The 25,266-nt window shown below is 35.5% G+C and carries 26 protein-coding genes and 2 riboswitches; of the genes, 23 read left to right on the top strand and 3 right to left on the bottom strand.

Annotated elements, in window-relative coordinates:
* Positions 1-97 precede the first annotated feature (97 nt).
* The 3 genes from OB_RS12285 to gcvH all read left to right on the top strand — a co-directional run bounded on the left by OB_RS12285 (position 98) and on the right by gcvH (position 2,032).
* Entirely contained in the window at positions 98-571 is a 474-nt protein-coding gene (locus OB_RS12285) for a DinB family protein (RefSeq protein ID WP_011066781.1), read from the top strand.
* 654 nt (positions 572-1,225) lie between these two features.
* Positions 1,226-1,582, top strand: coding sequence for an arsenate reductase family protein (locus OB_RS12280; protein WP_011066780.1), 357 nt, complete (start codon positions 1,226-1,228; stop codon positions 1,580-1,582).
* 69 nt (positions 1,583-1,651) lie between these two features.
* Positions 1,652-2,032, top strand: coding sequence for a glycine cleavage system protein GcvH (gene gcvH / locus OB_RS12275; protein ID WP_011066779.1), 381 nt, complete (start codon positions 1,652-1,654; stop codon positions 2,030-2,032).
* Between the two features lie 104 nt (positions 2,033-2,136).
* On the opposite strand, the gene OB_RS12270 is transcribed toward gcvH, so the two are convergent.
* Complete coding sequence (locus OB_RS12270) at positions 2,137-3,330, bottom strand: ISL3 family transposase (RefSeq protein WP_011065822.1); 1,194 nt, start codon at positions 3,328-3,330, stop codon at positions 2,137-2,139.
* A gap of 233 nt (positions 3,331-3,563) precedes the next feature.
* On the opposite strand from OB_RS12270, the gene OB_RS12265 reads away from it, so the two are divergent.
* The 11 genes from OB_RS12265 (at position 3,564) to sufB (ending at position 13,146) form a co-directional block, all read left to right on the top strand.
* On the top strand, positions 3,564-3,920 hold the full coding sequence (locus OB_RS12265; protein ID WP_050750220.1) for a toprim domain-containing protein: 357 nt from the start codon (positions 3,564-3,566) through the stop codon (positions 3,918-3,920).
* A 25-nt stretch (positions 3,921-3,945) separates the two neighbouring features.
* Positions 3,946-4,254: a thioredoxin family protein gene (locus tag OB_RS12260; protein ID WP_041544264.1), complete on the top strand. Its 309-nt coding sequence runs from the start codon at positions 3,946-3,948 to the stop codon at positions 4,252-4,254.
* 82 nt (positions 4,255-4,336) lie between these two features.
* Positions 4,337-4,436: riboswitch (SAM riboswitch) on the top strand.
* A 126-nt stretch (positions 4,437-4,562) separates the two neighbouring features.
* Entirely contained in the window at positions 4,563-5,591 is a 1,029-nt protein-coding gene (locus OB_RS12255; RefSeq protein ID WP_011066776.1) for a methionine ABC transporter ATP-binding protein, read from the top strand.
* Positions 5,581-6,249, top strand: coding sequence for a methionine ABC transporter permease (locus tag OB_RS12250; RefSeq protein ID WP_011066775.1), 669 nt, complete (start codon positions 5,581-5,583; stop codon positions 6,247-6,249). The genes OB_RS12255 and OB_RS12250 overlap by 11 nt, the downstream gene beginning before the upstream one ends.
* 160 nt (positions 6,250-6,409) lie before the next feature.
* The gene (locus OB_RS12245) at positions 6,410-7,249 is read left to right on the top strand and encodes a MetQ/NlpA family ABC transporter substrate-binding protein (protein WP_011066774.1); all 840 of its coding nucleotides are present in this window, start codon (positions 6,410-6,412) and stop codon (positions 7,247-7,249) included.
* Positions 7,250-7,427: 178 nt separating this feature from the next.
* Positions 7,428-7,604 carry a hypothetical protein gene (locus tag OB_RS18500; RefSeq protein WP_011066773.1) on the top strand — a complete coding sequence of 59 codons (177 nt, stop codon included), beginning with the start codon at positions 7,428-7,430 and terminating at the stop codon, positions 7,602-7,604.
* A gap of 355 nt (positions 7,605-7,959) precedes the next feature.
* The gene (gene sufC, locus OB_RS12240; protein ID WP_011066772.1) at positions 7,960-8,745 is read left to right on the top strand and encodes a Fe-S cluster assembly ATPase SufC; all 786 of its coding nucleotides are present in this window, start codon (positions 7,960-7,962) and stop codon (positions 8,743-8,745) included.
* A 16-nt stretch (positions 8,746-8,761) separates the two neighbouring features.
* Positions 8,762-10,072 carry a Fe-S cluster assembly protein SufD gene (gene sufD / locus OB_RS12235; protein ID WP_011066771.1) on the top strand — a complete coding sequence of 437 codons (1,311 nt, stop codon included), beginning with the start codon at positions 8,762-8,764 and terminating at the stop codon, positions 10,070-10,072.
* Entirely contained in the window at positions 10,072-11,295 is a 1,224-nt protein-coding gene (locus OB_RS12230; RefSeq protein WP_011066770.1) for a cysteine desulfurase, read from the top strand. Before sufD ends, OB_RS12230 begins: the two co-directional genes overlap by 1 nt.
* The gene (gene sufU, locus OB_RS12225; protein WP_011066769.1) at positions 11,282-11,710 is read left to right on the top strand and encodes a Fe-S cluster assembly sulfur transfer protein SufU; all 429 of its coding nucleotides are present in this window, start codon (positions 11,282-11,284) and stop codon (positions 11,708-11,710) included. Before OB_RS12230 ends, sufU begins: the two co-directional genes overlap by 14 nt.
* Before the next feature lie 38 nt (positions 11,711-11,748).
* A complete protein-coding gene (gene sufB, locus OB_RS12220; protein WP_011066768.1) occupies positions 11,749-13,146 on the top strand; it encodes a Fe-S cluster assembly protein SufB in 1,398 nt (465 codons plus the stop codon).
* Positions 13,147-13,518: 372 nt separating this feature from the next.
* On the opposite strand, the gene OB_RS12215 is transcribed toward sufB, so the two are convergent.
* Entirely contained in the window at positions 13,519-13,743 is a 225-nt protein-coding gene (locus tag OB_RS12215) for a hypothetical protein (RefSeq protein WP_011066767.1), read from the bottom strand.
* A gap of 323 nt (positions 13,744-14,066) precedes the next feature.
* Here OB_RS12215 and OB_RS12210 point away from each other — a divergent pair, with 323 nt between their 5' ends.
* From OB_RS12210 to OB_RS18325, 9 genes are all read left to right on the top strand, one after another.
* Positions 14,067-15,359: a S8 family peptidase gene (locus OB_RS12210; protein WP_011066766.1), complete on the top strand. Its 1,293-nt coding sequence runs from the start codon at positions 14,067-14,069 to the stop codon at positions 15,357-15,359.
* 218 nt (positions 15,360-15,577) lie between these two features.
* The gene (locus OB_RS12205) at positions 15,578-16,405 is read left to right on the top strand and encodes a sulfite exporter TauE/SafE family protein (RefSeq protein ID WP_041544261.1); all 828 of its coding nucleotides are present in this window, start codon (positions 15,578-15,580) and stop codon (positions 16,403-16,405) included.
* A gap of 10 nt (positions 16,406-16,415) precedes the next feature.
* The gene (locus OB_RS12200; protein ID WP_011066764.1) at positions 16,416-17,819 is read left to right on the top strand and encodes a bifunctional metallophosphatase/5'-nucleotidase; all 1,404 of its coding nucleotides are present in this window, start codon (positions 16,416-16,418) and stop codon (positions 17,817-17,819) included.
* Between the two features lie 67 nt (positions 17,820-17,886).
* Positions 17,887-18,195, top strand: a complete 309-nt coding sequence (locus tag OB_RS12195; protein ID WP_011066763.1) for a YunC family protein — start codon at positions 17,887-17,889, stop codon at positions 18,193-18,195.
* 132 nt (positions 18,196-18,327) lie between these two features.
* Positions 18,328-19,416: an HD-GYP domain-containing protein gene (locus OB_RS12190; RefSeq protein ID WP_011066762.1), complete on the top strand. Its 1,089-nt coding sequence runs from the start codon at positions 18,328-18,330 to the stop codon at positions 19,414-19,416.
* Between the two features lie 54 nt (positions 19,417-19,470).
* A complete protein-coding gene (gene yunB, locus OB_RS12185; RefSeq protein WP_011066761.1) occupies positions 19,471-20,262 on the top strand; it encodes a sporulation protein YunB in 792 nt (263 codons plus the stop codon).
* Between the two features lie 40 nt (positions 20,263-20,302).
* A riboswitch (Lysine riboswitch) is annotated at positions 20,303-20,479 on the top strand.
* A gap of 146 nt (positions 20,480-20,625) precedes the next feature.
* Positions 20,626-22,194 (top strand): Na+/H+ antiporter NhaC family protein, encoded by a 1,569-nt coding sequence (locus OB_RS12180; RefSeq protein WP_011066760.1) that lies wholly within the window; start codon positions 20,626-20,628, stop codon positions 22,192-22,194.
* A gap of 216 nt (positions 22,195-22,410) precedes the next feature.
* A complete protein-coding gene (locus OB_RS12175) occupies positions 22,411-23,946 on the top strand; it encodes a sodium-dependent transporter (protein WP_011066759.1) in 1,536 nt (511 codons plus the stop codon).
* Complete coding sequence (locus OB_RS18325; RefSeq protein ID WP_152023709.1) at positions 23,947-24,048, top strand: MetS family NSS transporter small subunit; 102 nt, start codon at positions 23,947-23,949, stop codon at positions 24,046-24,048.
* A 155-nt stretch (positions 24,049-24,203) separates the two neighbouring features.
* On the opposite strand, the gene OB_RS12170 is transcribed toward OB_RS18325, so the two are convergent.
* Complete coding sequence (locus OB_RS12170) at positions 24,204-25,172, bottom strand: M23 family metallopeptidase (RefSeq protein WP_011066758.1); 969 nt, start codon at positions 25,170-25,172, stop codon at positions 24,204-24,206.
* Between the last annotated feature and the right edge of the window lie 94 nt (positions 25,173-25,266).

The following is a 25,266-nucleotide window of genomic DNA, read 5'->3' as shown; positions in this document are numbered from 1 at the left end:
GTCGGGGGCGGGATGTCACTTAAAGTAGATGATTGGATATTAAAATACTAAATGTGGTAGCATACAGTTATGAAGATGAACGGGAGGGAATTTTTATATGTATCGCACAGTAACTGATTTTTTGAGTGAATGGAATGATTCTGCAGATGGCACAGCCAATGTAATCAATAATTTAACCGATGATAAGCTTGATCAAGCAATCGTAGAAGGTCACAGCACACTTGGTTGGTTAGGTTGGCACTTGGTAAACAGTCCAGCTTTTTTTGGGAAACTAGCTGGCCTAGATATTGATCTGTCACATGATCCAGATCGAGTTCCTACGAAAGCGCAAGATATAGCAGAAGCGTATAATGACATGGCTCAAATTGTTAAAGAGCAAGTAGAACAACAACTTACTGATGAATCATTAAACGAAAAAGTGGATAGTTTTGGAACACCTATCCCTCGTGGTGCAATACTAAGAAAGATGATTGATCATCAAACACATCATCGTGGTCAAATGACTGTACTTTTAAGACAAGCTGGCTTATCTGTCCCTGGTGTTATGGGTCCAACAAAAGAAGATCAGTAAAGTTGTAATTTGATTTTCACTTATCATAATAATTAAAATATGGTATATTATAGTTAGAGAGTAATACGATAATGAAAAAGTCATCTCATGCAAAAACATGAGATGACTTTCAATAGACCAACCCCAAAGTGGGGAAGGCACACCGAAGGCAATAATCCCTCAGCGCCGGGCTAAAGCACATGAGGGGTTATTTTTTTTGGTTGATTTCGGACATAATAAACGCAATCAGTGTTCCAAAAGAAATCATAAGCGTCAATACGCCTTCCATATCCATAGGCACCACCCCCCTTCAAAGGAAATACCTTTAAAGGAAATGTGTGTACCTAGCACCCTCATGTGAAGCCGGTCTATTATAGTACTAGTGTAACATATATGAGCAGAATTCATTCTAGGCTATTTGTTGTGTTTTTATAATATACAAATTTTTTAGTGGATTAAAAGCTGTTTATGGTATGTTTAGCCCGATTTGTCGTACCGATATTAGCTAATTCAACAGCAACTTGTTTTTTAATTTAGCTGAAGCCGGGCCTAGGGTCTGCGATGGAAATCAAATTAGCGAAGTATCTTATTATGGAACTGATTCACTTACAAGATGTACAACGGAGTCAAATGTGGTAAAATGTCCACGATAAGAAATCATGTAGGAGGAATATGATGGCTTTAAAATTTTATTGGTATCCGAATTGTGGGACATGTAAAAAAGCAAAAAAATGGTTTGATGATCATCAAATAGACTATGACGCAATACATATTGTGAATGAGACTCCGTCTTCAGATCAGATTCAAAATTGGATAAACATCAGTGAGCTTCCTGCAAAAAAATTCTTTAATACAAGTGGAAAAAAGTATCGAGAACTTAATATTAAAGACAAAGTCAATCAATTATCTGAGAAGGAAATAGCAGATCTATTAAGTTCAGATGGTATGTTAATTAAACGCCCAATCGTTACGGATGGGGAAAATATAACTGTTGGTTTTAAAGAAGATTCTTTTGAGAAGGTCTGGAAGTAAATTTTAACTAGAAAAATGATAGTATAAATTGTATAGTTAAATTGCAATGATAATTTGGAGGGATTTTTTATGAGTTTGCCACAAGATTTATTGTATTCTAAGGAGCATGAATGGGTAAAACAAGAAGATGGAAAATTACGCATTGGGATTACAGACTTTGCTCAAGATGAATTAGGAGACATTGTGTTTGTTGAACTTCCTGAAATTGGTGAAGAATTAAAAGTCGATGATCCTTTTGGTAGTGTAGAATCTGTAAAGACAGTATCTGAGCTCTATGCACCCGTAAGTGGAAAAGTAGTCGAAATCAACGATGACTTGGAAGATAGCCCAGAGTATGTTAATGAATCTCCATATGAAAAAGCTTGGATGATAGTGATTGAACCATCTGATGAAAAGGAACTTGAAGAGCTATTATCCGCAGAGAATTACGAGGCATTTATACAAGACTAATTTTTAGGCTGACTTTTACACGTTAATTGTGTATAGTCAGCCTTTGTTTTATCATATAATGATTATATGTAAAGGTTCTATGTCAAATGTGGTGGTGGGTTGAATCAACCCATCACCTTTTTCATTTCTTGTTGCCACAGGATTTTCTTCTTTAATCTCTCGAAGCCTTTGATTCCATAAGAATTGCGTTTTATTACTTTAATCGTGTTGTTCACACCTTCGATATATCCGTTGTTATAAGGATATACAAAGGCTTGTAAAATCTCTTGTCTCCAATTTATAAAAGTTTTTCTTAGACGATGAAAGGCTTCAATCCCTGACCTCTTTAAGGATGCTAAACAATGATCTAGGTTTTTACTTGCCGTTTGATGATCACTTTCCTTAAACCATTTCTCCATCATGACCTTCAATTGGTAGGCCTCTCTTAAACGGGTATCAATCTCTAGAAGCTTTTCAACTTTTTCTTCTTGATCTTCGTCCAGATTAAAATGCGACTTCCACAATAACTTCTTACTTCTCTTCATTTGAAGACGGATGGGTTTATCGACATCTGCCTGCACCTGCCGTCTCACTTCATCCAAAGCCCAATATACTTGACGCATGAAATGGAAACGATCGGCGATAATAAGAGGATGATTAAGCACATCACAGACTGCTTTCTTGAACCACTTCGACATATCCATAACGACAATTTCCACCTGACCTGTATCGCGGGATCGCAGATACTTTTTAATGGTATCCACTTTTCGATCTTCTAAAATATCAATAATATGTTTATTTTCCACATCGACAATGACCGTTTGAAACCGTTCTCCTCCGGCGTCCCCTTTAAATTCATCTATGGCTATCGCTCTCGGCAGTACTCGGTTTGTCTTTATGTTTCGACGATCAAACAGTCGCAAAAGGCGAGTGTCCGTCAGCCCAGTCCATCTCGCAGCTGTTTTAAATGAGCTGGAAGATGTATACATCAAAGCTTCTGCTTGCAGAGAGGTGGTACAACGTTGATAGCGATCAATCATTTGAAGTCGTTCGTAAAAGGTCTTACCACAATCCTTACACAAATATCTGCGTTTCCGAAGGAAAAGTTTTACCTGTTGGTTAGGTAATACGGGACCTTGAATCGGTTGAATTCGATAACTATGAACCCGTTTCGTTTTACATCGACAGAACGGACATTTCTGCTGACGTTTTTCGGTATAAAGTTCAACAATCAAAGCATCCGAACCCTGAGATATATCCCACACCTTCACATTAGTATCTTTTATCCCTAACATTTCTATGATAAAATGGTTTTGCATTCGTTCTCTCTCCTTTGCCTTTTGTGTCGCAACTTTAGGGTATCAAAAGAGAGAGAACGGTGCATTTTTTACATCTTTAAAACATTGACAGGACAAGAAGCACCACCACATTCATTGTAGAGCCTATGTAAATACTAGTATTGATGGCTCTTTCAAATGGAAGTCATCCTTATAATACAAATCAAATCGTGATTAATAAGCATGTTTCTTGCTTGCATAAGGAGTGCTATGCGATGATGATAAATGAATCTAATAAAGTAATTATTGTAGAAGGTTTGTCAGATAAGCGGCAAATTGAAAAAATTATTGATGATAAGGTTATAATCGTCTGTACAAATGGAACTTTAGGCGTTGAAAAACTCGATGAACTACTAGAAACGTATGAATTAGATGAGAAGGATGTCTATATCTTAGTAGACGAGGATCCTTCTGGTATGAAATTAAGAAAACAATTAGCTAGAGAGTTACCTCATGCAGAGCATATTTATGTGAGCAGTGAGTATCGAGAAGTTGCAGCTACACCTATGAAGGTTTTAGCAAATGCATTAATTGGAGCGCGGTTTACGGTTAATCCGACTTATTTACTTTAAAGAAAAGATTGATAAGGTGATATGTATGAAGGAATGGAATAAACAAATGGAACGAGGTGTGATTTATATTTACACACCATTCTGTGGAACATGTTCGGTTGCAAGAGCGATGTTGGAGAATATAGAGCGGCTTCACCGACAAGACATTTTCTACGAAATGAACGCAGCTGTTCACCCTGAATATATGCACGACAACCAAATTGAAAGTGTACCGTGCTTATTATTTGTTGAAAATGGTGAAATTGTCGAAAGGATATATACATTTTATTCAACTGCGAATATCTATGATTATTTAATACAATATCAACCAGAATTATTCTCAAATGTGACGTAAAAAAATTAATTGACAGTCCTATAGGCGCATGCTAAGATAGGTACACTGAATTAATAAAAAATAACCATTAACAATATGATATCTCTTATCTAGAGCGGTGGAGGGACTGGCCCTTTGAAACCGCGGCAACCTTCATAATTAAATGAAAGGTGCCAATTCCTGCAGAAAATGAAAGATGAGAGAACGTCAGACGATATACGATAAATACGTACGTCTTTCTGTTCTCTTACAGAAAGGCGTTTTTATTTTGACGAATTATGGGGAAACTATACGAAATGGTTGCTGGAGAGTAAGAGGAGGAATAAAGATTGATATCCATCGAAGGGTTAAGTAAAGTATTTTCATTAAATAAAAAAGACATCAAAGCTGTAGACTCATTGACCCTCAATATTGAAAATGGCGATATTTATGGCGTGATCGGGTATAGCGGAGCCGGAAAAAGTACGTTTGTACGTTTGATAAATCGACTAGAGGAACCTACATCTGGAAAAGTAACAATTGGAGATCAGGTTATAACAGAGTTAAATAAAAATGATCTTCGAGTTGCACGACAAGATATAGGTATGATTTTTCAGCACTTTAATTTATTATGGTCACGCACTGTTGAGGACAACATTGGGTTTCCACTAGAAATTGCTGGTGTTGATAAGCAAGAAAAAGCACGGAGAGTAAAAGAGTTGATTGGTTTAGTTGGACTTGAGGGGAGAGAGAAATCTTATCCTTCCCAACTGAGTGGTGGACAAAAACAACGTGTTGGTATTGCTAGAGCCCTAGCAAATTCACCTAAAGTATTATTGTGTGACGAAGCTACCTCTGCTCTGGATCCAGAAACGACGAATCAAATTTTATCTTTACTGCAAGACATTAATGAAAAATTAAATTTAACGATAATCTTAATTACGCATGAAATGCATGTTATCCGTAAAATTTGTAATCGTGTAGCTGTTATGGAGCAAGGAAAAGTAGTGGAAGAAGGACAAGTCCTTGATGTATTTACAAATCCGAAGCAATTAGTAACTAGAAAGTTTGTTGAACAAGTTATGAGTTCTAATGAGGATAGTGATATATCAACAATTATAGAAAATTATCCAGATGGAGTTTTATATCGGGTTCATTTCTTGGGTGAAACAACAAATCAAACCCTAATCAGTCAAATAGCTAAACAATTCTCTGTAGATTTAAATATTATCCAGGGAAATATTACACAGACACAAGCAGGCAGCTATGGAGCATTAGTAGTTCAAGTAACAGGTAATGAAAGCGAAATTGAGCGAGCTAAAAGCTTTATTGAAAGTCAAGAGTCTGTTGAATTGGAGGTAATTCAACATGCTAAGTAGTTTGTTTGAAGGGATTAAAATAGAGGATTTAATTGAAGCAACATATGAGACGTTTTATATGACAATGATTTCAATGGTAGGGACAGCTATTTTTGGGATTTTACTTGGGTTACTATTATTCCTTACATCGAAAGGTAATATTTGGGAAAACCGTACCGTGAATAGTATTGTTGCAGCCTTTGTAAACATCTTCAGAGCCATACCGTTTATTATATTAATTTTATTGCTATTTCCGTTTACCGATTTTCTGATGGGAACAATTCGTGGTCCTAATGCTGCTTTACCTGCGCTAATAATTGGATCTGCTCCTTTCTATGCACGACTAGTAGAAATTGCACTAAATGAAGTGGATAAAGGTGTAGTGGAAGCCGCAAAAGCAATGGGAGCGAAAACGAGAACGATTATTTTCAAAGTTTTATTACCTGAATCAAAACCGGCACTTGTGTCTGGATTAACTGTTACCACAATTGCTTTGATAGGATACACCGCTATGGCAGGAGCAATCGGAGCAGGTGGATTAGGAAACTATGCTTATTATTTCGGATTCCAGCGTCGAGACTTTGATGTTGTGTTATGGTGCACAATTATTATCGTTCTTATCGTATTTATATTCCAATTCATCGGGGACTCTATTACAAGGAAACTCGATAAGCGTTAAAAAATACTCAAGTTACTTTTGAGTCAATTTCATAATTGAAAACATTAAAAAGTAAGGATATAAATGTAATATTCAAGTTTTATACCAAATAACTAATTATGCAATTGATTTTACTACTTGATGAAATAAATAATATGTTTAATAAGGAGAGAATACAGAGATGAAGAAATTATTATTTTTGTTAGCTATTTCATTTGTGGGATTATTAGCAGCTTGTGGAACAAGTGATGAAGGTTCATCAGGGGATGGGTCTTCTAACGAAACAACAGAAATAACTGTTGGCGCGTCCAGTGTACCGCATGCAGAAGTTTTAGAAGAAGCGAAACCATTATTAGAAGAACAAGGTATTACATTAAACATCGAAGAGTACCAAGATTATATTTTACCTAATGATGATTTGGCTGATGAACGTATTGATGCAAACTATTTTCAACATATCCCTTTTCTAGAACAAACAATTGCTGATACTGGCTATGAAATTGAATCCATTGGTGGTATACATGTGGAACCAATGGGTGTGTATTCCCAAAATATAACTAGTGTTGAAGAAATTTCAGAAGGTACTGAAGTTATTTTAAGTAACTCTGTTGCTGAACATGGTCGTGTCCTTTCTTTATTTGAAAAAGAAGGTTTAATTAAATTAGATGAAAGTGTGGAAAAATCTGCAGCAACGATAGATGATATTGTTGAAAATCCGAAGAACCTTCAATTCTCGCCTGAGACAGAACCAGGTTTCTTACCTGAATTGTATCACAGTGAAGAAGATGCATTAGTTGTTATTAATACGAACTATGCTATTGATACTGGATTAAATCCAACGCAAGATGCATTGGTTGTTGAAGATGAGGAATCAGATTATGTTAATGTAATTGCAGTTAGATCGGAAGATAAGGATAATGAAGCCTTAAAAGCATTAGTTGAAGTGCTACAGTCAGAGGAAATTCAAACGTTTATCACGGAGAACTACGATGGAGCGGTGGTTCCAACTCCAACAAACTAAGTATTAAAGAGTAAAATGTAAGAATTGAATAGAAAACTCAGTTAAAGTACTTTATTCTTAAAAAAATGAAGATTTAATGAGAAATCAAGGTTTAAATCCATTTTGTTCGGGAATAGTCACTGTGTTAACATTTTTATTGTTAACGAATAAGAAAGGATGATTTATTATTACCAGTGGAATGGATTTAACCTTTACTTCGGAAATGGAAAAAGGTCTTGGACAATCTAGAGGATTGAATTATGAGGAATATGGAAGAAGTTTAGAAAAACAAATTCATGTTGAAAAACTGAGAGACAAGGAATATCATGAAGCCAAATCAGTGGCATCTGAAATAAATTCACAAATACCGAAATAGATCAAAAAAAGGCTGATGTCGTTACGACATCAGCCTTTTTTATAATTATAATAAGTTAAGGAATTTAAATCTACTAAGGCTAATCTATTTCTAACGCCATTGTCCTTATTACAGTTACATTTGATAATATGTTAAAATACAACTATATGTCCTTCTTAATGATTCAGTAAAATTTTTATCTTTTCTTCTTTATTAATAGCTAGCAAACGAGTTAGAAATAACCCGTAATGGCTAGTTACAGTATAGCTTAAAAGAGTTGATAATTAATTTGAAATGCTTTAAGATTATAATGAGAATAAATTGAGAATGGATATAAATTCATTTGATGAAAATAAAGTACTTGGAGGTATGTTTTATGTCAGGATCAGTTTTAGAAATCAAGAATCTTCATGTTAGCATAGAGGATAAAGAGATCTTAAAAGGGGTAAACCTTACAATAAAAGGTGGAGAGTTCCACGCAATTATGGGGCCGAATGGTACTGGTAAATCAACATTAGCATCAGCAATTATGGGTCACCCAAAATATGAAATAACGGAAGGAAGCATCACTCTTGACGGTGAAGATGTATTAGAAATGGAAGTTGACGAGCGTGCTCGTGCTGGAATGTTCTTGGCTATGCAGTACCCAAGTGAAATTAGTGGTGTTACAACTTCTGACTTCTTACGTTCAGCGATCAATGCAAAACGTGAAGAGGGCGATGAAATCCCACTTATGAAATTTATTAAAGAATTAGATAAAGATTTAGATTACCTTGATATCGATCAAAGTATGGCTACACGTTACTTAAACGAAGGTTTCTCAGGTGGGGAGAAGAAGCGTAATGAAATCCTGCAATTAATGCAATTGAAACCAGAGATTGCAATTCTTGATGAAATTGACTCTGGATTAGATATCGACGCATTGAAAGTAGTTTCAAAAGGAATTAACAAAATGCGTTCAGACGAATTTGGTTGCCTAATTATTACTCACTATCAACGTCTGCTTAACTATATTACTCCTGATTTTGTGCACGTAATGATGCAAGGTCGTGTCGTGAAATCTGGTGGACCAGAGCTTGCAAAACGTCTTGAGGCAGAAGGTTATGAGTGGATTAAAGAAGAATTAGGTATTGAAGACGAAACCATTGAACAAAATGCGTAATGTAAGGAGGGATAGCATGACTGTAGAAACAAAACTTCCATTCAATCAAGATTATATAAACCAATTTTCAGAAGATCGTAATGAGCCAGAATGGATGACGAAATTACGTTCAAGCGCTTTAGGTATGGTTGACTCATTAGATATGCCAAAGCCGGATAAAACAAAAATCACAAATTGGAACTTTACAGAGTTCAAACATGAATATAAAGAAGAAAAAACAATTTCTTCTCTATCTGAATTACCGGAAGAACTAAAAGATTATTTCGATAACGAAAACAAGCCTAATAACTTGCTTATTCAACGAAATCAATCTGTTGCTTATAGTACATTACAAGATGACTTAGCATCAAAAGGTGTTATTTTTACAGATATCTTTACTGCAATGCGTGATTATAGTGATCTTGTAGAAAAGTATTATATGAAAGATGCTGTTGCAGTTGATCAAAATAAATTAACCGCACTACATGCAGCATTAGTAAATGGTGGTATTTTCGTATACGTTCCAAAAAATGTACAAATTGAAGAGCCGTTACAGGCGGTCTTTTGGCAAGAAGATGCAGACAATGCTTTATTTAATCATGTGTTAGTAGTTGCTGAAGAAGGTAGCTCTGTAACTTATGTAGAGAACTATTTATCTCACAATGACGAGCAAGCTTCTGTTGCAAATATTATTACTGAAGTATTTGCACATGATAATGCACAGGTTGCATATGGAGCTGTAGATAATTTTGCTGCAGGTACTACTACGTATGTAAATCGTCGCGGAGTTGGACATCGTGACGCTCAAATAAATTGGGCACTTGGTCAAATGAATGATGGTAATACCGTTTCAGAAAACATTACGTATCTATTAGGAGATAACGCAACTTCTGAAGCAAAAGCAGTTTCTGTAGGACGTGGAAAACAAACGCAAAACTTCACATCAAGTATCCGCCAATATGGTAAACAAACAGATGCTTATATCCTTCAGCGCGGAGTAATGAAAGGTGCAGCTTCCACTATCTTTAATGCAATTGGTAAAATTGAACATGGTGGTACGAAGTCTAATTCAGAACAAGAATCTAGAGTCCTTATGTTAAGTGAAAAAGCACGCGGAGATGCAAATCCAATTCTTCTTATAGATGAAGATGATGTAACTGCTGGGCATGCAGCTTCTGTAGGCCGTGTGGATCCAATTCAAATGTTCTATTTGATGAGTCGTGGACTTAAACAAGAAGAAGCAGAGCGTCTTGTTATTCATGGTTTCCTTGCACCAGTAGTATCACAGATCCCGATTGAATCTGTTCGTAAACAATTAACGCAAGTAATTGAAAGGAAAGTTTATTAATGGATGTAAATGCCATTAAACAACAATTTCCGATTTTAAATCAAGAAGTAAATGGACATCCACTTGTATACTTGGATTCCTCTGCAACATCTCAAAAACCGCTTTCGGTTATTGAAGCGGTAAATGCGTACTACAGAGAGAATAATTCCAATGTACACCGTGGTGTTCATACTCTTGGTACAAGAGCAACAGATCAATATGAGGGATCAAGAGAAAAGGTTCGATCATTTATTAATGCGAACAGTACAAAAGAGATTATTTTTACAAGAGGGACTACTACTTCCATTAATATCGTAGCATCAAGCTATGCTAGAATGAATGTTGGTCCTGGTGATGAAATAGTTATCACCCAAATGGAGCACCATAGTAATCTAATTCCTTGGCAACAAGTTGCTAAAGCAACAGGAGCATCGTTGGTGTACTTACCTCTTCAAGAGGATGGTACTATTACAATTGAAGATGCGAAGAAGACGATTACAGATCAGACAAAAATTGTTGCCATGGCACATGTTTCTAATGTGCTAGGTTCAATTAATCCTATTAAAGAAATTGCTGCTATTGCGCATCAACATGATGCAATTATGGTAGTCGATGGTGCGCAAGGTGCACCTCATATGAAAGTGGATGTTGAAGATCTAGATTGTGACTTTTATGCATTCTCTGGTCATAAAATGTGTGGTCCTACTGGAATCGGAGTATTATATGGAAAGCAGCATTTATTAGAAAACATGGAGCCTATTGAATTTGGCGGAGAAATGATTGATTTTGTAAATCTTTATGACTCTACATGGAAAGAACTTCCTTGGAAATTCGAAGGCGGGACACCAATAATTGCTGGAGCAATTGGACTCGGTGCTGCAATTGATTTCCTAGAAAATATAGGATATCAAGAAATTGTCAATCATGAAAATGAATTGGCAGCACACGCTTTAAAGCAAATGCGTACAATTGATGGAATTTCCATATATGGACCTGAACAAAGGGCTGGGCTAGTAACATTTAATCTAGATGATGTACATCCACACGATACTGCTACTGTACTAGATGCAGAAGGAATCGCAGTACGTGCTGGCCATCATTGTGCTCAACCATTAATGAAGTGGTTGAATGTTTCAGCGACGGCTAGAGCAAGTTTCTACCTTTATAATTCAAAAGAAGATGTAGATCGATTGGTAGAAGGACTGTTAAAAACAAAGGAGTATTTTGGGAATGTCTTTGAATAACCTCGATACACTTTACCGACAAGTAATAATGGATCATTATAAGAATCCTAGAAATCGTGGTAGTCTTGAAGGAGACTCTGTTACAGTAGATATGAATAACCCGACTTGTGGTGACCGAATTCAACTTCAGTTACATGTTGAAGATGGAATTGTTCAAGACGCGAAGTATGAAGGAGAAGGTTGTTCAATCAGTATGTCATCGGCTTCTATGATGACACAAGCGATTAAAGGGAAGAAGATAGAGGAAGCATTAGAAATGTCACAAACATTTTCCGATATGATGCTGGGAAATGATGTAGATACTGAAGAAATGGGAGATATTGAAGCATTACAAGGTGTTTCTAAATTCCCTGCAAGAATAAAGTGTGCGACCTTAGCCTGGAAGGCAATGGAAAAAGGCGTACATGATCAATAAAGCAGAGATGTTTTTTCTGCTAGGAGGAGGTTATCTATATGGCTAAAAATATGCCAGAAATCGATGAGTATAAATATGGATTTCATGATAAAGACGTATCTATTTTTCGTACGGAAAAAGGATTAACGCCACGAGTAGTAGAAGAAATTTCAAAAATGAAGGAAGAACCGGAGTGGATGTTAGAGTATCGCTTGAAATCTCTTGAGCATTTCTATAACCGTCCAATGCCACAATGGGGTGGAGACCTTTCTGGTTTAGATTTTGACGAAATCGTCTATTATGTAAAACCATCCGAAAAACAAGGTAGAACGTGGGATGAAGTACCTGAGGAAATCAAGCAAACTTTTGATAAATTAGGAATTCCAGAAGCAGAACAGAAGTATCTTGCTGGTGTATCTGCTCAGTATGAATCTGAAGTTGTATACCACAGCTTGAAAGAAGACCTTCAAGATCTAGGTATCATCTTTAAAGATACAGACACTGCATTAAAAGAAAATGAAGAATTATTTAAAGAGTATTTTGGTAAAGTAATTCCTTACTCTGATAATAAATTCTCAGCATTGAATTCTGCAGTATGGTCCGGTGGATCTTTCATCTATGTGCCAAAAGGAGTAGAAGCAACAACTCCACTTCAAGCATACTTCCGTATTAACTCTGAAAATATGGGACAGTTTGAGCGTACACTAATAATTGTTGATGAAGGAGCTTCTGTACACTATGTAGAAGGTTGTACAGCTCCAGTGTATACAACAAACTCTCTACACAGTGCGGTAGTTGAGATTATTGTTAAAAAAGATGCATATTGCCGTTACACAACAATTCAAAACTGGGCAAACAATGTTTATAACCTAGTTACGAAGCGTGCAACTTGTGATGCAAATGCAACAATGGAATGGATTGATGGTAACATTGGTTCTAAATTAACAATGAAATATCCAGCAATCTTACTAAAAGGTGAAGGTGCACGAGGAAATACACTTTCTATCGCACTTGCTGGTAAAGGACAATTACAAGATGCTGGTGCGAAAATGCATCACTTAGCGCCAAACACATCATCTACGATCGTTTCCAAATCAATCTCTAAACAAGGCGGTAAAGTATCTTATCGTGGTTTAGTACACTTTGGACGTAAAGCGGACGGCGCTCGTGCAAATATTGAGTGTGATACGCTTATTATGGATAATGAGTCTACTTCAGACACTATTCCATATAACGAAATCTTAAATGACAACATTTCTTTAGAGCACGAAGCAAAAGTATCTAAAGTATCGGAAGAACAGCTCTTCTATCTAATGAGCCGTGGTTTATCAGAAGAAGAAGCAACAGAAATGATTGTAATGGGCTTCATCGAGCCATTTACAAAAGAACTTCCAATGGAATATGCGGTAGAAATGAACCGTTTAATCAAGTTCGAAATGGAAGGTTCTATTGGTTAAGTTTAATAAGTCATCCTTTTCTATGGGGATCAGAAAGAATTAAATAAGAGGATCTAGAATCGTGTAGATGTTATACAGATTCAGATTTCCTCTAAAAGGAGAAGACGAACTTTTCTAGTTCGTCTTCTTTGATTTGGCTGGATAATAATAATGTTCGATAATCTTTAATGTTATAATTCCTGTTATAAGTGTATTGGTCATTAATTACCAGTTTTCTGTAATCTTGCTTGACGCTCTATAAAACAAAATAGCATTGAATAGAGCAACTCTCTATACCAAATAAACATGAGATATCGTAAAAAGTAGTAAATAGGTCTACCTAGAATTTAATTTATTTTTTTGGTAATAGTGTAATGAAAAGATAAACGGTGATTATCCAAAAAACTCTTGAAATGTTAATGTGATTAGAATAATACTTACTATTCCCCAAGAAGTCGCTCCTACGACCCACCAGACAATAGAATAAGTATCTTTTGTAACATTTGGGTCTTCTGTATTTGATTTTATAAAGGCTAATTTATTTTCCATAGGCTTCTTCATCGAAATAAGTACACAAAATCCAATTAGAATAAATAAAATAGTTATCCAAAGTAACATTTTTATTGTAACCACCTTTATATTTTATGTATATTCATTTTAAAGCATCACCATCTTAAGTCAACTGTCTATAAATCTATTTCTGTTCTTCATCAGCTGTAAACAAATAATGAACGCAATCAGTTGTGATGTTCATATAAATTCTTCTATATTAGTCAGCTACTGTATCCCTTCGATAACGATTTTCTGAAAAAATATATTTCAAAGAAAATAAAATTGGACAATAGATTTCTACCTCTTTTTCTATTTTTTATACTATTTCACTACTCTCTTTTTACAAAATTTGCGTACATTATCGTAAATCAATGAGAGGGAGAAATTATATGTTAAATTTTTCAATGATTAATTTGGTTCGTCGTAATGGTAAGAAGATGGACAAAGGGATCAGACAAGAAATGGTGAATTTCTATAAACCGTTTCGTTATATTCCTTGTTTTTTACAAAGTCCGATAGAACGAATTAAAAAGAAAACAAAAAAATTACCTGTTGTTATTAAATTCAAATCAGACAATTTTGCTAATGGATTACATGAAGTGAAAAATACAAAATGTAAATCGCTTCGTGAATTTCATTCTATTTCCTGTTGCTCAGCTAAATTTTCTGCAGAAAAAATTGAGCAATTAATTGAAAATTGCAGCCTAATTGAGAAAATCTATTATGATAGAAAGGTTTTTTCATTACTAGATACTGCTTCTTCATCAATAAATGCTGATGTATTAAAGGAGAGTGGGCTGACAGGACAAGGGTCTACTATTGCGGTTATCGATACAGGAATACATCCGCATGAGGATTTAGAAGGTCGTATTATTGGGTTTGCTGATTTCGTAAAAGGGCAAACAGAACCTTATGATGATAATGGACATGGTACACACTGTGCTGGAGATGCTGCTGGTAATGGTGCATTGTCGGATGGGCAATATCAGGGGCCAGCGCCAGACGCAAATTTAGTCGGTGTAAAAGTGTTAAATAAAACTGGTTCAGGGTCATTATCTACGGTTATAGAAGGTATTGATTGGTGTATTCAAAATCAGTCTAAATATAATATAAATATACTATCCCTATCACTTGGTTCAGACGCTACAGAGCCTGCTGAAGGTGATCCTGTTGTTAATGCTGTAGAAACGGCTTGGGATAATGGTATGGTTGTATGTGTTGCTGCTGGTAATTCTGGTCCTGGAGATAAGACAGTAGGCAGTCCTGGAATAAGTCCTAAAGTAATAACTGTTGGTGCTGCAGATGATAATAATACCGCTGAACGTTCTGACGATTCAGTGGCTGAATTTTCTAGTAGGGGACCTACCATTGATGGTTTAACAAAACCAAATTTATTAACGCCAGGCGTTGATATCGTATCCTTAAGAGCACCAGGTTCTTTCATTGATAAAACAAATAAATCAGCTCGTGTTGGAAGCAATTATATCTCTTTATCTGGTACTTCCATGGCGACTCCAATTTGCGCAGGTATAGTTGCTCAATTACTTCAAAGTGATTCAAGCTTAACTCCTAATCAAGTAAAGGAAAAATTAATGGAAGCATGCCAAGATTTAGGACAATCCCCTAATGTTCAAGGAGCAGGGTATCTAAATGCTGCCAATTTAATTAATATAAATGAATAGTATCTTGAGATAGTGATAAAGCATAACCATTCATGTAACTAGATAACTAGAACACCTCCAACATACTAAGAATAGTGGGCAAAATCATCCGTGGATGATCTTAACCACTATTCTTAGTATGTTTATATTAATAATAGTTTTTTACTATTTTAATTCGCTCTATTACATTAAATAAGTATACCTATGATATGATAAAGAAAAATGAAGGAGTTGATAGAATGGTTGTAGCATTAATTTGTTTTATAATTGCTGTTCTAGCTGCTTTTATTGGTTCACTAGTAGGGCTAGGTGGTGGAATTATTCTTATCCCATTACTATTACTCTCCAGCCAATACGTTATTGGTTTTGAATGGGTCAGCCCACAATCAGTAGTCGCGATGTCTCTGGTCGTAATGGTTTTTACTGGGATCTCATCGGTGCTTTCTTATGCAAAGCAAAAGCAAGTTGATTTTTATGCAGGCAGTATCTTTTTAGCTGGTAGTATTCCTGGTAGTATGATCGGTGCATGGTTAAATCAATATGTAAATATGGATGGGTTTTATCTTTATTTTGGTCTTTTAATCATCGTTATATCATTTATCATGAGCCTAAGAAAAAAAGCTTCTAAACTTAGACGTAATGTAGACATTCTTGAACCGGGGGCAAGAAGTTTCGAATTAAAAGGAGAAGTTTACATATATAAATTATCTTTCATATCTGCAATTAGCATTGCTTTATTTGTAGGAATGTTGTCAGGTTTATTTGGGATAGGTGGAGGAGCAATAATGGTGCCGGTAATGATGTTATTATTTGGATTCCCAGCACATCTAGCCGCAGCAACTTCCATGTTCATGATTATATTTGTCAGTTTCATGGGCTCCATCACACATATATATTTAGGAAATGTTGTTTGGGAGTATGTGCTTTTCTTTATACCTGGAGCTTGGATAGGTGGTAAACTTGGAGCTAAGGTAAATCATCTTTTATCAAATAATGTACTGGAATTACTATTAAAAGTTATGCTGATTTTAGTTGGTATACGAATGATCATGCAAGGCATTGGTTAGGAGAATGTAAATGTCAAAAGAACAGTTAACGTTTTACTTTACAAATGATCTACATAGTCATTTTTTACAATGGCCGAAAGTAGCAAGTTATTTACTTCATAAACAGGAAATACATAAAGCAAATAGTGATACTTATTGGACGGTGGATATAGGAGATCATGTGGATCGCTCTCATCCTATAACGGAAGCAAGCCGAGGGAAAGCAAATATAGACTTACTTAATCAATTAAATTACGATGTCGTAACACTAGGAAACAATGAAGGGATCACTTTATCGCATGATGAATTATATCATCTATATGATCATGCTAATTTTTCGGTGGTTTGTTCTAATCTGGAAAGCTTGGATGGTCCATTACCAGCTTGGTTAAAACGCACTGAAATAAAAGAATCAGCTAGTGGCATTAAAGTCGGCTTTTTAGGCCTTACTGCTCCATTTAATGCGTTTTATGAGCTTTTGGATTGGCATATTGATAATGAATTTGACGTGTTAGATCAATATATACATGAATTAGAAAAACAAACAGACATTATAGTATTGTTGTCTCACTTAGGAATCAGTGTTGACCAAGAAATTGCTAGAAGATATCCTTCTGTCGATATCATAATGGGCGGACATACGCATCATTTACTTGAAACGGGTGAGCTGGTTAATCATACATTAATTACAGCAGCTGGCAAGCATTGTTATTATGTAGGGGAGGTCACTGTGGAATGGGATCATGAAGCAAATCATATTACGAAGCGTAATGGTTATGCGGTAGATCTCACTCATACGCTTCCGGATTTACAAACCGAACAATATATTCAAACGCTATTTGATCAATCAAGGGAATATCTAGATAATGTTGTTATCAAAGCAAATAAACCGATTGAGGTAAATTGGTTTGCTAATACACCAATCATTCAAAGTCTGACAACAACATTAAGAAAATGGACAAATGCTGATTTTGCCATGTTAAATGCAGGAGTATTGTTAGAGAGCCTTCCTGCCGGCCCAGTTACGTATGGTGACATCCATCGTATTTGTCCACACCCGATTAATCCTGTTCTAGTTGATTTAAAAGGCGATGAACTTATCGAGGTAATACGAGCATCTTTATCTACAGATTTTACAGAATTAAAGCTAAAAGGGTTTGGATTTCGCGGTGAAATTCTAGGGAAAATGATATTCTCTGGTTTAGATGTTATGACAGATTTTCATCGAAATGGTGGTGAGTATGTAAAAGCAGTTTATGAACAAAATGGAAAACGGATTGATCCCGACAAAACTTATTATATAGCTACTGCGGATACATTTACATTTGGGAGATTACTGCCTGAGGTTGCAAAATCAACTACGAAGCAATATTTTGTTCCAGAATTTTTAAGAGATCTCCTTGCAGAAACTTTGATACAGCAATATTCCTTTTAGATTGTGACGCTTTCTATGCCCCTTGCATACACTTATAGTGAATTTTATAAAGGGGGCAAATGTAAAAATGATTACAATAGAACCTCTCGAGGTAGATGGAATTATATTCACTGCTGTGAGTGTCGAATTGCCAAAGACAACATTATTAACAATTAGTAATGATGTAGGATATATCATGTGCGCGGCGCTCGACGTTGATATTTTTAATGAAATACCTAAACTACAAGAACGGAATGTGGTAGCTGGTCGTGCAATGGGAGTTAGAACCATTGATCAATTACTTCACGCACCATTAGAAAAAATCACGAATGCGTCTAAAGAGTATGGATGGGAAGTAGGTATGACTGGGAAAGAGGCTTTGTTAAAAATATCATAACTGTTAAAAAGCTTTTCTTTCACAGGAAAAGCTTTTTAAATTATCAGTGAAATTAAGATAGGCATAAGAAGGATTATTTGGTACTATATTACTAATAGAATGTTGAAAGATGTCGGATTACGGGAGAAATCTATGAAATTAGTAAGTACGAAATTTATTCAGTCTGAAGATACATTAGCTCAATCTTTATATGATGAGCAAGGAGTAATTTTATTGGCTAGAGGAATGAAGTTGACCTCAGGTGTTATCCAAAAACTGTTAGATCGAGGAATAACCTATGTATATATTGAAGGTGAGATAGACGATGACCAGTATTACGAACCAGTGATAACCGATCAGCTTCGTCAAAAAGCAGTACATACCCTTAACGATACTTTTAATGGAATAAAACAAGCAGGTCTGTTAAGTAAGTCTTACGTACTTCAAACAAAAGAAACAGAGCTAAGAGAAGTTGTAGACCAGATTTTGTATGAAGTAGAAGGTAATGAGACCACATTAACATTACTTTCGGATATAATGATCACCAATGATTATATTTTACAACATTCTCTTAATGTGGCTATATATTCGATTGCGATCGGAAAACAATTAAATTATACTTCCGAACAATTAAAAGAATTAGGTATCGGAGCGTTATTACATGATGTGGGGAAAATTTTTATTGAATCGGAAATATTAAATAAACCTTCTAATTTAGATGAAGCTGAGTTTCAAATTATAAAAAGCCATACAAAATTAGGGTATGATTACTTAAGCAGCTATCCTGGGTTTCCTAAAAACGTTGCGCAATGTGCCTACCAACACCATGAAAGATTAGATGGTTCTGGTTACCCTCTAGGTCTGTATGATAAAAATATTATTCCTTACGCAAAGGTCATAGCAGTGGCAGATGTCTTTGATGCTGTAACTAGTAACCGTGTTTATAGAGATGCTCTATTGCCGCATGAAGCGCTGGAAATTCTATATGCTGGTGCAGTCAGGGAATTTGATATACAAATTATTGAGGCATTTAAAAAAAGTATCTCTGTGTATCCGGAAGGTTTAATGGTAAATTTAAGCGATGGAACTTCTGGAAAGGTAGTTAGACAAAATAAATATTTATGCGATCGGCCAATTATTCGTGTGACTGAAGTACAAGGAGAGATACTCGATAATCCGTATGAATTAAATTTAGGAAAAGTGATGAATACACTTATTACGGAAGTTATCAAAAATACATAATCCATAGTTCTACCCACTCTAAGAACAAGCATACATTGTGAAGAGGGGGTATGAATGTTGAGGTTCAAAAGAAGATATCGCATCCGTAGAAGAACATACAAAAGGCCTCCACAACGTCAATTTTTAATAATAATGACCCTTATCATATTTGTAGTATCCATGGCCTTTAGTTTTTGGATTATTAATGACAGGATTGAACCTATAGTGAGAGACATTGCAAAGAGAAAAACCGAAGAATTTGCCACACGTGCAATCAATTCGGCAGTAGCCTTTGTAGGTGAATATAGCTTTGAAGATATCATTGATATTACTTATGATAATGAAGGGAATTTTGTGACATACAATCAAAACCCTACCATTATGAGTGAGATAAACCGTGTGGCTACGGATAGAGTGGAAGAATTTTTTGTTCATGTAAATGAAGGAAAGCCTTTAAGTTTTGAAAATAATGTGGAAGATCCTTTGAATGATGACGGAAGTGCTGAGGGAAGAGCTGCTATTGATCCAACTTTGATTGAAATTCCTCTTGGACAAGTGACAGGTAATTCGGTGCTATCCAATCTTGGTCCAAAAATCCCTATTAATATGCAAATTATTGGTAATGTGAGAACAAATGTAGTAAGAGAAACAGAAGAATTTGGTATTAATGGATCGTGGGTTACGCTATATGTGAATGTAGAGGCAGATGTACAAATTATTGTTCCTTTTACGTCCGATGTAACGACCGTTCATACAGAATTATACCTAGATAGTAGTGCAATCATGGGGAAAGTACCTGATTTCTATGGTGGAGATGGGTCTCCAGATATAGCGATACCAAAAGATGATTTGCAGAATGATGAATAATATAGTATATTACTAGTAATTGAATATTGCCTTATCAGATCGGTGAGGTAGAGGAGCATACAACATTAGTAATCGACAAGAGGATGACAACGATGATAGTTGGTGGAAGGGTTGTTTGCCGAAGCATAATAAGGGTCAGACTTATTATTGCTGGTACATCTTTGAATAAAAGATGCACTGTCATGCAAAATTAAGTGCATGGAGAACTACTGATCGAAATGGAGGATAACGTTAGTTGGTAAAACAATGATGGTTATTTTCTGTCGTTGTTTTTTTTGTGCTTAAAAATAGCAACGTTGCTTTACATCAAGAGCATTTCGGGTATTATCTCCATCACCAAATAATTATTTGGAGGTAACAACTATGGAAGGTACAATTTATTCACTTATTCCTGCAGTAATTATGCTACTACTAGTGATTATTACACGTAATGTTCTAATATCATTAGGTACAGGAATTATTGTAGGAGCATTGCTTATTCACAATTTTAATATTTTATCCTCAATCACTGAGATTTGGGAAGTATTTTACACTATATTTTATGCTGATGGAGAATGGCAGATAGGAAATATATTCCTCCTTAGCTTTTTAATACTTCTAGGGATATTAACAGCATTTTTACAAGCATCAGGTGGAAGTAGAGCATTTGGTGACTGGATGATGAAACGAGTGAAGACAAGAACGGGTGCACAGGTAATGACGGCTGTTATTGGAATAATTATTTTTATTGACGATTATTTTAATAGTTTAGCAGTTGGCCAAATTGCGAGACCGCTAACCGACCGCCATCGAATTTCACGTGCAAAACTTGCTTATTTTATTGATTCTAGTTCTGCACCAGTTACTGTGTTAGCCCCTATTTCTAGTTGGGGAGCATATATTATCGGAACATTAGGGACGTTATTCGCTGCTAATGAAATTACAGAGTATCAACCATTTGAAGCATTTATCCAAATGATTCCATTGAATTTCTATGCAATATCAGCAATTATTCTCGTCTTTATTGTAGCGTATTTCCATTTGGATCTAGGACCAATGCACACACATGAAAAAAGAGCTGAAAAAGATGGTGAACTTCTTAGTCCTGAACAAGACAATGTTGCCGGAGATTTAGGTGATGTTTTTGATCCACATAAAGATGGGAAAGTATACCACTTATTAGTGCCAATTATTGTGTTATTTATTGTTACAATTGGCTCAATGTATACCACTGGTGTAATTGAAGCATCAAGTTATGGATTAATTGATGCCTTTGCAAACACAAACGTTAATTTATCATTAATATTAGGTGGTCTTTCGTCCGTAATAGTTGCAGCTGTATTCTATTTCTCTCAAAGGGTACCGCGTTCTGAGTTTGGAAAAATATTAATTGAAGGTACGAAAACAATGATGCCTGCAATTAACATTCTTTTATTGGCTTGGATGATTGGTTCAATTATTGGAAGTATTGGAACAGGCGATTACTTGGCTGGATTAGTTGAAAATGCTTCAATTAACGTGTCGTTGTTACCAGTTATATTATTTATAATATCTGCCATCATGGCTTTAGCAACCGGTACATCTTGGGGAACCTTTGGTATTATGCTTCCAATTGCTGCTAACATCATGGTGAATACAGATGAGAGTTTATTATTGCCAGCACTAGCAGCAGTACTTGCTGGAGCAGTATTTGGTGATCATTGTTCTCCAATTTCAGATACTACCGTACTTTCCTCTACAGGTGCAGGAGCGAATCATATAGACCATGTGCTAACACAGTTGCCTTATGCAATTATAGCTGCTGTATCTGCTATAGTAGGATTTACCTTAGTTGGATATACTCACTCTACATTACTTTCTTTATTGGTGACAATTTTACTTATGAGTATCATTGTAATAGTATTGAAGAAAAGCGTCGTTGACCGAAGAAAAGAGAAAACAACAATGAAATAAAGAAATTTGAAATCACATGAGGTAATAGGATTACTATTACTCATGTGATTTTTTTAAATGTAAATAAACGCCTATTAAATTATCAGAACCGTTTGACAAATAAAAAGAACAAGTTATAATACAAATATAATAGTCTGAAAGTATTAATAATTGATATTTTTCTACATATTAATAAAGAAACAGGCTATTACTATTTTTATATGAGGGGGAAAGTAAATGGAAAATCGGTCACAATGGGGAACACGTGCAGGATTTATCTTAGCAGCAGTGGGTTCTGCAGTTGGTTTGGGTAATATATGGAGATTTCCTTCGGTGGCTTATGAAAGTGGAGGAGGAGCGTTTTTTATTCCTTACCTTTTTGCATTATTAACCGCTGGTATACCGATATTAATCATGGAATTTACAATGGGGCATAAATATAGAGGTTCAGCTCCATTGACATTTAGCAGAATGAATAAGAAAGCAGAATTCGTAGGTTGGTGGGCGGTTTTAGTTGCCTTTGTTATATCGACATATTACTCTGTCATTATTGCCTGGGCAATTTCATATTCTATCTTTTCTTTTAATTTATCTTGGGGAGAAGATACAGAAGGATTTTTATTTGGAGATTATTTAAATCTAGCAGAGGTGCCAGGTCAAGTCGGTGGGTTAGTTCCTGGAGTATTAATACCTTTGATTATAGTTTGGGTTCTTGTATTAGGTATTTTATTCCGTGGTGTAAAGAAAGGGATTGAAGTAGCTAACCGTATATTTATACCACTTCTGGTTTTAGTATTTTTAGTAATTGTTATTCGAGCAGTAACATTGCCTGGAGCAGCAGAAGGTTTGAACGCATTCTTTACACCAGACTTTAGCAGAATTCTTGAGCCTGATGTATGGATTGCTGCTTATGGTCAAATCTTTTTCAGTTTATCAATTGCCTTTGCTATTATGATTACCTATTCTAGTTATTTACCAAAAAAATCAGATATAACTAATAATGCATTTATTGTAGGTTTCGGTAACTCTGGATTTGAATTATTAGCAGGAATTGGAGTTTTTGGTGTATTAGGCTTTATGGCTACCTCCTCAGGAGTTGGTGTAGATGAAGTTGTAGCTGGTGGAGTAGGACTCGCTTTTGTCGTTTTTCCAGCGATTATTAATGAATTACCTGCATTTAATGGATTGTTTGGTGCATTATTCTTTGTTTCTTTGACATTAGCAGGGATAACATCATTAGTATCCATCACAGAAGCTTATGTATCAGCATTAGTAGATAAATTTAAGATTACTCGTACAAAAGCTGTATTATTCGGTGGTGGATTAGCAGCGGTAATTTCATTATTATTTGCTAGTCGTGGTGGATTACATTTCTTAGATGTAGTGGACTATTTTATCAATCAATTTGGAGTAGCGATGCTAGGATTGGTTGAGGTCGTTCTAATTGCTTGGATTTTGCGTAAGTCAAATGTATTAAAGTCGCATGCAAATAGTGTTTCTGATATTCGATTAGGATCATGGTGGACTATTTGTCTAACAGTTATTACTCCGATTGTAATGGGATATATGATGCTCGGGTTATTTAAGCAAAACTTATTAAGAGAATTTGATACAGCTACAGGAAATTATGGGGAATACGCAAATACCTTCATTACTTTTGGAGGATGGACGGTAGCTATCGCAGCATTAGTAATCGGTATAGTTTTATCACTAACAAAATGGAAATCCAATGAATTGACTGAATATACCGAACAAGATAAGGAGGCAAAATAAATGTCGGCTAGTGCAATTACAGTAATGATAATTGGAATGGTGATTCTGTGGGGCGGATTAGCGGCTAGTATATGGAATACGATTCGAAAAGGAAAAGCGTAGAAAAATTAAAAGGACTACTTTCTGTCGTATCACCAGAAAGTAGTCCTTTTAGAGTTGAAATCTTGGATAACCTAGTCGTTATACATCAATTCTACAGCTTGAATGTTATTAAAAAAACTTTTTTATTCTAACCACATTGGAATAAGCTTAAACGTTTAATTAGACATTCGCTCCCACTTTTTTAAGTATGGATAAGGATCGAATGAGAATTCGCTGTATCCATTATCTTTATACATTCCATAATGCAAATGTGGTGGAAATTTTCCAGAAGTTCCTGGTGGGCCGTATCCTGTGGATCCGACGCTACCGATAACATCACCTGGCTCTACAACTTGACCTACTTTTAAATCGTCACTATATCCATTCATATGTGCATAATAATGATAAATATTGTAGATGTCTCTAATTCCTATTCTCCAACCACCATAAAGATTCCATCCCATCATTTCAACTACGCCGTATGTTGTTGATTGAACTGGAACCCCGTAAGAGGCAAAAATATCAGTCCCTTCATGTATTCGCAAACCACCGAATCCACGTCGATCCCCCCACGTATTACGGTAGCTATAATTATAATCTGTGTCTACTGGAAATGCTCGATTGGTGAGGTGAACGTGACCAAATTTCTTAAATACTTTAGATGTATTCATAATGGTTTGCACCGTTAAATCTCTTTTATAATGTTCCCAAAGAGCAATTTTAATATCATCTTCATTCATTCCATATTCTTGAATTACCATACCCATGGAATATAAAATATCTTCTTCATTTTTTATTTGTGCCTTACCGTCACCATTACCATCTTTTCCAATGCCACCAAACTGTTGAATTATTTCATTTTCAGATGCTTTAGCAGCGTTGCCTAATCCGTACCAAATTTCCTCGGCAAATTCAATTGATATTACTTTCTCTGGTTCATCACTATTAGTTATATTTCGTTCGTAGTTATCGATTGCCGCAAAATAATACCATGGAATTTGCGTTAAAGCTTCTGTTTTTTTAAAAAGAGCCATCCGTTGTTCATAAATATCGTTCTCTTGATTATCCTCAGCCAGAATGGTTAATGGGAAAGTAGTAATAAATAGGATGAATCCCGTTAGCATGAGCACTTGTTTTGGGTTCACGTTGTCACCTCCTTTATACCCCAAATAATCTTCACATCAAGAACCACGTATAAAAATCGATGTGTTTCTATATGCCGATTTTCACTTTTGATCT

Source organism: Oceanobacillus iheyensis HTE831 (assembly GCF_000011245.1).
GTDB lineage: Bacteria > Bacillota > Bacilli > Bacillales > Amphibacillaceae > Oceanobacillus > Oceanobacillus iheyensis.
This window is presented reverse-complemented; position numbering and strand designations above follow the sequence as displayed.